This window comes from Streptomyces smyrnaeus (genome assembly GCF_017676345.1).
Classification (GTDB): domain Bacteria; phylum Actinomycetota; class Actinomycetes; order Streptomycetales; family Streptomycetaceae; genus Streptomyces; species Streptomyces smyrnaeus.
The window spans coordinates 135,639-143,400 of sequence record NZ_JAFFZM010000020.1 but is presented as its reverse complement, the minus strand read 5'-3'; the positions used below and the strand labels follow the sequence as shown (position 1 = coordinate 143,400).

At 70.2% G+C, this 7,762-nt stretch carries 7 protein-coding genes; 2 read left to right on the top strand and 5 right to left on the bottom strand.

Features of this window, described 5'->3' with window-relative positions:
• Nucleotides 1-121: 121 nt before the first annotated feature.
• The 5 genes from JW613_RS28265 to JW613_RS28245 form a co-directional block, all read right to left on the bottom strand.
• Nucleotides 122-1,432, bottom strand: a complete 1,311-nt coding sequence (locus tag JW613_RS28265) for a DUF58 domain-containing protein (RefSeq protein ID WP_209213706.1) — start codon at nt 1,430-1,432, stop codon at nt 122-124.
• 18 nt (nt 1,433-1,450) lie between these two features.
• Complete coding sequence (locus JW613_RS28260; RefSeq protein WP_209213705.1) at nt 1,451-2,416, bottom strand: AAA family ATPase; 966 nt, start codon at nt 2,414-2,416, stop codon at nt 1,451-1,453.
• Between the two features lie 20 nt (nt 2,417-2,436).
• Complete coding sequence (locus JW613_RS28255; protein ID WP_209213704.1) at nt 2,437-3,582, bottom strand: DUF4350 domain-containing protein; 1,146 nt, start codon at nt 3,580-3,582, stop codon at nt 2,437-2,439.
• A gap of 128 nt (nt 3,583-3,710) precedes the next feature.
• Nucleotides 3,711-4,445 carry a DUF4129 domain-containing protein gene (locus tag JW613_RS28250; RefSeq protein WP_209213703.1) on the bottom strand — a complete coding sequence of 245 codons (735 nt, stop codon included), beginning with the start codon at nt 4,443-4,445 and terminating at the stop codon, nt 3,711-3,713.
• A gap of 4 nt (nt 4,446-4,449) precedes the next feature.
• Entirely contained in the window at nt 4,450-5,817 is a 1,368-nt protein-coding gene (locus JW613_RS28245) for a DUF7847 domain-containing protein (RefSeq protein ID WP_209213702.1), read from the bottom strand.
• A 131-nt stretch (nt 5,818-5,948) separates the two neighbouring features.
• Here JW613_RS28245 and mtnA point away from each other — a divergent pair, with 131 nt between their 5' ends.
• Together mtnA and mtrA are read left to right on the top strand one after the other, a co-directional pair.
• Complete coding sequence (gene mtnA, locus JW613_RS28240; protein WP_209213701.1) at nt 5,949-7,088, top strand: S-methyl-5-thioribose-1-phosphate isomerase; 1,140 nt, start codon at nt 5,949-5,951, stop codon at nt 7,086-7,088.
• A complete protein-coding gene (gene mtrA / locus JW613_RS28235; protein ID WP_209213700.1) occupies nt 7,085-7,762 on the top strand; it encodes a two-component system response regulator MtrA in 678 nt (225 codons plus the stop codon). The genes mtnA and mtrA overlap by 4 nt, the downstream gene beginning before the upstream one ends.

The following is a 7,762-nucleotide window of genomic DNA, read 5'->3' as shown; positions in this document are numbered from 1 at the left end:
GTCGGTTCGGCCTTCGGGCTGACTTCGTGGTCAGGGACTCCTCAGGGATTGGTCCGGGACGAGGCGGCATTCCCCTCCGTTCTCCTCAGATCTCGCCCTCACCAGGTTCTGCACGCCATGCTCACAGACGCCCGGCAGCTTTGAGTGCGAGATAGGCATCGGCGAGCGCGGTGGCGAGTTGGGACGGGGGTTCATCGACGACTGTAGCTCCATGCCTGCGCAGCCGCTCTGCCGTGTCCCGGCGTTCTGCCTGTGCCTGGGACGCGGCTGCCGCGTCGTACACGGCGTCGAGCGTCCCGCGGCCGTTGACCATTTCCTGGATACGAGGATCGGACACTGCCGCCACAAGAACTGTGTGCCGCTGAGTGAGAAGTGGCAGGACAGGCAGCAGTCCTTCTTCGACAGGCGCTCGGTCGAGTCCTGTCAGCAGGACCAGGAGGGACCTGCGCGGGGCGGTGCGGAGGATCTTCGACGCCATGGCCCGCAGGTCGGATTCGACGAGGGTCGACTCGAGGGGAGCCATTGCTTCCACGAGGGCCGACAGCACGGGTTGGCCTGTACGCCCGGTGACGCTGGCTCTGGTCACCCGATCGTGTGCGAGCAGATCGACACGATCGCCGGCGCGGGCGGCCAGTGCGGCGAGCAGGAGTGCTGCGTCCATGGAGACATCGAGCCGAGGAACGTCGCCGAGGCGGCCCGCTGATGTGCGGCCGGTGTCGAGGACGAGCAGGATCCGGCGGTCGCGTTCGGGCCGCCATGTGCGGACGGCCACAGCTGACTGGCGGGCTGTGGCACGCCAGTCGATGGAGCGGGTGTCGTCTCCTGGCACGTAGTCGCGCAGGCTGTCGAACTCGGTGCCTTCGCCGCGGGTCAGGATGCTGGTGCGGCCGTCGAGTTCGCGGAGACGGGCCAGCTTGGCCGGGAGGTGCTTCCGGCTGGGGAAGGCGGGGAGTACGCGGACCTTCCAGGGGATCTCGTGGTGGCCTTGGCGGGCCGCGAGTCCCAGCGGGCCCAGCGAACGGACGGTCAGGCGGTCGGCGTTGCGGTCGCCGCGTCGGGTGGGTCGGAGAGTTGTCGTGATGCGTCGGCGTTCTCCTGCTGGGATGCGGAGTTTGTGGCGGCTGATTTCGTGTGAGGTGCCTGCCGGCCAGCTGCTGGGGGGCCATGCATCACGGAGATCGGCGTGCAGGGTGCGGTTGGTGGGGTTGGTGACAACAAGAGAGACGATCGCTTGTTCGCCAAGTCGAACTGAAGTATCACCGCTTCGAGTGAACAGAAGCCGTTTCACTGGCGCTGCCAGGAGCAGGTCCACGACGATGGCGAGCAGCAAAGGAAGTTCGACAGCGAGGAGACCGGTCCAGTCGGGCAGCACCAGGCCCACGATGAGCGTTCCCAGTGCGGCTACGAGCGCTGTTCTACCGGTGAGGGCCATGGAAGAGATCCGGATCTCTCAGCGGGGGACCTGGGTGTGGGCCAGGATCGAGTTGAGCACGCTGTCGGCGGTGACGCCTTCCATCGCGGCCTCGGGCCGTAGTTGGACCCGGTGCCGGAGTGTGGGCGGGGCGAAGGCCTTGACGTCGTCGGGTATGACGTAGTCGCGGCCGGTGAGCCAGGCCCAGGCGCGAGCGGTGGAGAGCAGAGCGGTAGCGCCTCGGGGGGAGACCCCGAGGGAGAGTGAGGGGGACTCGCGAGTGGCACGACAGATATCCACGATGTAGCTGGTGACCTCGGAGGACACCGAGGTCTGGGCTACGGCGTCACGTGCGGCCTCGATCTCGGCGGGGCCTGCGACGGCGCGTATGCCCATACCTGGCAGGTCCCGGGGGTTGAAACCTGCCGCGTGGCGGGTGAGAACGTCGATCTCGGTGTCACGTGAAGGCAGCGGAATGTTGAGCTTCAACAGGAAGCGGTCGAGCTGCGCTTCGGGAAGCGGATAGGTGCCCTCGTATTCGACCGGGTTCTGTGTGGCGGCGACGAGGAAAGGCTCCGGAAGCGCGCGGGGAGTGCCGTCGACGGAGACCTGATGTTCCTCCAGCGCTTCCAACAGGGCGGCCTGTGTCTTGGGAGGGGTGCGGTTGATTTCGTCGGCGAGGAGAAGATTGGTGAAGACCGGGCCGGGCTGGAAGGAGAACTCGGCTGTGCGTGAGTCGTAGACCAGTGAGCCGGTGACGTCGCTGGGCATGAGGTCCGGGGTGAACTGAACGCGTTTGGTGCCGAGTTCGAGCGCTGTGGCGAGTGTCCGCACGAGAAGGGTCTTGGCGACGCCGGGCACTCCCTCGAGCAGCACATGGCCTCGGCACAGCAGTGCGACGACGAGCCCGGTAACTGCCGCATCCTGTCCTACGACGGCCTTGGAGATTTCCTGGCGCAAGGCCTCAAGGGCGCTGCGGGCGCTGTCTGCGGAGGGGGCGCTCACGAAAGAGATGTCCTTTTCTCTCAGTGGTGGGGCAGGGAGCCGGGCGAGATGTAGTGCTGTTCGAGGCGGTCGAGTCGGTCCGCGAGGTGGAGGAGCGCGGTGTCGTTCGGAGGAGGAGGGCCGAAGAGGAGCCGGCGCAGGGTGGTCTCGTCGAGTGACGGGCCATCGGGCCCGGGAGGCGGCTGACTTGTTGCCCGATCGGTCAGGGCCGGGAGCAGCGCCTCCGGGACGTGTGCCTGGGTCCGGGGCACACCGACCAGGGGTGCGAGCTGGCTGCGGCTGGCAGCGCGTAGGGCGTCGGCCGCGTGGCCGCGGTCGTTGGCCTTGCGGTAGAGGCGGGACCTGCCCTCGGTCGCCTCGGCTGCGGGTACGGCGACCGGAAGGTGCTCGGTGACGAGGGGGCCCAGGCGTCGGGCTCTCCACAGCGCGGCGAGCAAGGCCGCGACGGCGAGTTGGGCGACGGCCCATGACCAGCCGCGTGGCAGGAGGTCGAAGAAGCCGCGCTCCTGGTCGTCGGTGGGAGCGGCGTCGGCGGGGAGGTACCAGAGGAGCTGTGAGTGGGAACCGAGGAGTTGGAGGGTGAGCGAGGCGTTGCCGTTTTTGTCGAGGTTCCGGTTGTGGAGCGGGTCGGGTGCGCCCAGCAGGACGGTGTCGCCACCGGAGGTGTTCTCGTCGCTGTTTGACGGGTCGACGCGCAACAGCGTGGCGTGGCCGTTCCTCAAGTAGCAGCTCTCGTTGCGGTCGGTGTCGGTCGTGTAGCCGTATCCACCGAGGTCGGCGTCGCCTGCGCGGCGGGCTGCGGGGAAGTCGCAGTCGGGAGGGGTCGGCTGGACGGGCGTGCGCGCCAAGGCACGTATGCCGGGGAGGAGAGCGGCTGTTGCCTCGGGGTTCGGGGCGAGCAGGACGGTGCGGCCGGAGTGCCGGGTGGCTTCTCGGAGGCCCTTTCGCTCCTGCTCGGTGAGGGAGTTGGGGAACGGAACCAGGAGGGTGGAGTCGGGAGCGACCTGTCGGGGGAGGGCTGTGGAACGGGTGAGGACCTTGGTGTGTACGCCGCGGTCGGCCAGGAGGCGGGAGAGGGCCTTGCTGCCGTAGGGGGTGGTCGAGCGGGGATCGAGGGAGCCGGTGTGCTCGTCGGAGCGCAGGGCGGCGAGCGCTACTCCGGCCATGGCGAGGATGGCGGCGGCCAGGAGGAGTCCCCGAGCTCGGCGCCATAGGTGACGCGCTGTGGGTGAGGTCGAGGACGAGGCCGCGGCGGAGGTCGGTGAGGACGGTGAAGTGGAGGCGGGAGCCGTGGTCACGTGGTTCCTCCGCGGGGGGATGGCGCGGGGGAGGGGAGTGCGGTGGGCAGCACAGGGGTGGCGCGAAGGAGGGCGAGGTCCAGATCGCGGAGTAGGGCGTAGGCGGCCTGGTCGGCCGGGTGGCCGGCGTAGGTGACCTCGTCGAATGTGCGTGCCGCGACGCGTAGCTGGTCGGCGTGGTCGGGGAGGGCGGTGCCTGCCTCGGCGGCGGCTTCGTCGGCGGTGCGGCCCGGGCGGGGGTCGAGCAGGGCGCGTTCCTCCAGGGAGCGGACGAGGGCCCGCATCCGTTCCTGGACGGCTGCGCCCCAGTGGTCGGCGGCCGCGTGGGATTCGGCGGCGGTCCGGTGGTCGGCTGCGCTGCGGAGGCGGTCGGCGAAGAGGGGCGCGGCGCCTGTGGCGGGTTGTGCGCGGAGCTTGCCCAGGCGGAGGCGGAGGGCGACGAGAAGGAGGACGAGGACGAGCGCGAGGACGGCGAGGCCTATCCAGCCGCCCGGGGCGGCTCCGGCTGCGGCACTGAGCAGGTCGCCGATGCGGTCCCACAGCCAGTCGAGGGCGCGCTGGAAGAAGTTGGGGTCGTGTTCGTGGTATTCGGGGCGGGACAACTCCCGTTCGGCGTCTTCGCGGGCCGGTAGCCGGGGGGTGGTGACAGGGCTGCCGTTCCCGTCGCCGGTCGCTGCCCGGTGAAGGGCTGCGGCGCGGCGCGAGAGGGCGTCGACGTGTCCCCCCGGCATGGCGTCAGCTTTCCGGGGCGGGCGGTTCGGGGTCCTGGCGCTCGAAGCCGGGAACGCCGGCCGCGCGGGCCAGTTCGAGGTCGAGGGCCTCGCGGCGGATGCGCTGGTCCAGGTAGAGGAGGGCGGTGATGCCCGCGCCGAGGGGCAGCGCGATGGTCGAGGCGAGGACGGAGCCGATGCCGTTGATGATGAGGGAGGTCCATCCGACGGCGGCGGCCGGGTCGGTGAGGGTGTCGCCACCGCTGACGAGACCGGAGACAACGGTGGTCGGTACCGACACCACGAGGGAGATGGCGAGGACGAGGAGCAGGGCGAGGAGCTGAATACCCAGGATGCGCCACCAGTTGCCGCGTACCAGCTTGGCCGAGCGGCGCATGGAGGCGATGAGGCCTTGCTTCTCCAACATCAGCGCCGGAGGTGCCAGACAGAAGCGGACCCAGACCCAGGCGGCAGCGGCTGTTCCACCGAGGACGCCGAAGAAGAGCAGGGCGATCGCCAAAGCGACCGGGCCCGTGGCGGCGACGAGGAATCCGGGGAGCAGGCAGGCGGCGATGACGAGGGCCACCAGGAGGGGGATGAGGAACAGCAGGCCGAGGAGACGCAGCAGCTGAGGGCGGGCATCGCGCCAGGCTTCGCCGAGAGTGACGTCTCGGCCCAGAACCGCGCGGCTGACGACCACGGTCAGCATGGCGGTGGCGATCACGGAGCCGAACATGCCGACGATGCCGGTCACGCTCAGGCTGCCGAGTGCGCCGGTGAGGGCATTGTTGATCTCGTCGAGGCTGGGGTTCTCCTTGTCGACGAGAGCTTCCAGCTCACCGGTGTCACCGAGCCAGAAGCGCGTGGTGAGGGCCGAGACCAGTTCGGTGAGGACGGCGACGACGAGGGAGATGCCCAGCGCGATGCGCCAGTGGGCGCGCATGGCGCTGACCGAGCCGTCCAGGATCTCGCCGATGCCCAGGGGACGCAGCGGGATGACGCCGGGCTTGGCGGCCAGTGGGGGCGGGGTCCAGCCGGGGCTGTTCCAGCCGCGGGCGGGGCCGGCACCGGGGGGCGGGGCGGCTCCCCAGCCGCCGGTCGGGCCGCCGGGTCGGCCAGGGTGCTGCCTGGGGATCTGGCCCTTGCCCTTGCCCCTGCGCTGGCCTCGGCCTTCGTCCTGTTCGCCCCAGGTCCAGCCCTGGGGGGCGGCGGGGGGCTGGTCGGCGGCCCAGTTCGGGGGGCGGTCGTCTGCCGCCGGTCGGGGTGCTGCCTCGGATGTGGTGCGCTCCGTGTCGTCGCCAGTGCTGCCCTCGTCGTTGTTTCCGGGGGTGCCGGAGGGGCGGGGGTCGGGCGAAGCGGATCCGGGCGAAGCCCAGCCCGGGGAGTCGTTCACGTGAGGTCACCTCGTGTGGGTAGTCCCGTGCCTGGTGGGTTGCCATCGTGCCACGGGGCGGTGCGGGCGCGGCCAGTCGGGAGCGGGCGACGCTCTTCTGAGGGCCCGCGCTGAGCAGGCAGACTGGGCGGATGGCTGAAGAGTGTGTGCCCGTGATCCGCTATGAGGAGTTGCCCGAGGGGCCCGTAGTCGTGCTCCTGGACCAGACCCGGCTGCCCGTGGAGGAGGCCGAGCTGGTGTGCACGGATGTGCCTGCCCTGGTGGAGGCGATCTGCTCGTTGGCGGTGCGGGGCGCGCCGGTGCTGGGCATCGCCGGGGGGTACGGGGTCGCGTTGGCGGCGGCGCGGGGGTTCGATGTGGCGGACGCCGCGGAGCAGTTGGCACATGCGCGGCCGACGGCGGTGAACCTCGCGTACGGGGCGCGGCGGGTGGAGGCCGTCTACCGAGAGGCGCTCCGCGCGGGCGCCGGGGAGGCGGGGGCTGCCGCGCAGGCGCTGGCGGAGGCCCGTGCGTTGCACCGGGAGGACGCCGAGGCGAGCGAGCGGATGGCCGAGTACGGAAGTGCGCTGCTGGCGGATTTGGTGCCCGGGGGCGGGATGCGGGTGCTGACGCACTGCAACACCGGGAGGCTGGTCTCCGGTGGGGGCGGTACGGCGCTGGCTGTCGTGAAGGCGGTGCACCGTGCCGGTGAGCTGCGGCGGCTGTGGGTGGGGGAGACGCGACCGCTGTTGCAGGGGGCGCGGCTGACGGCCTACGAGGCTGCTGAGGCGGGGATGGCGTACAGCGTGCTGACGGACGGTGCCGCAGGGTCGCTGTTCGCGGCCGGTGAGGTGGACGCTGTGGTGGTGGGAGCGGACCGGATCGCGGCGGACGGTTCGGTCGCGAACAAGGTCGGGACGTATTCGCTGGCGGTGCTGGCCGGGCACCACGGGGTGCCGTTCGTGGTGGTGGCTCCGGTCACGACGGTCGACCTGGCCACGGAGTCGGGCGGCGACATCGAGGTGGAGCAGCGGGCGGCGCACGAGGTGACGGAGGGCCTGTGGGGGAGATCGCCGGGTTCCCGGATGGGCTCGGGCGGAGGTCCGGCGCTGGCCCCGGTGGGGGCGCACGCCTACAATCCTGCGTTCGATGTGACACCGTCCGCGCTGGTCACTGCCGTGGTGACGGATGAAGGGGTGGCCTCTCCCGTGACGGCCGCCGGGATTGCGGAGCTGTGTTCCACATCACGTAAGAGGGTGTCGCGTTCGGCTAATGGGATGATGAAGTCATGAAGGGACGCGTCCTTGTCGTCGATGACGACACCGCACTGGCAGAGATGCTCGGCATTGTGCTGCGCGGAGAAGGCTTCGAACCGTCGTTCGTCGCGGACGGCGACAAGGCGCTTGCCGCCTTTCGGGAGACCAAGCCTGATCTGGTGCTGCTCGATTTGATGCTGCCCGGGAGGGACGGCATCGAAGTGTGCCGCCTCATCCGTGCAGAGTCCGGGGTGCCGGTGGTCATGCTCACCGCCAAGACCGACACGGTCGATGTGGTGGTCGGGCTGGAGTCCGGGGCTGACGACTACGTCGTCAAGCCGTTCAAACCGAAGGAGCTGGTGGCGAGGATCAGGGCACGGCTGCGCCGTTCCGAGGAGCCGGCGCCGGAGCAGCTGGCCATCGGTGATCTGGTGATCGATGTGGCCGGGCACTCGGTGAAGCGGGGCGGGCAGTCCATAGCGCTGACCCCGCTCGAGTTCGATCTGCTGGTGGCGCTGGCGCGTAAGCCGTGGCAGGTGTTCACCCGAGAGGTGCTGCTGGAGCAGGTGTGGGGGTACCGGCACGCTGCGGACACCCGGCTGGTCAATGTGCATGTGCAGCGGTTGCGCTCGAAGGTCGAGAAGGACCCGGAGCGGCCGGAGATCGTGGTGACCGTGCGCGGCGTGGGTTACAAGGCCGGGCCCGGCTGA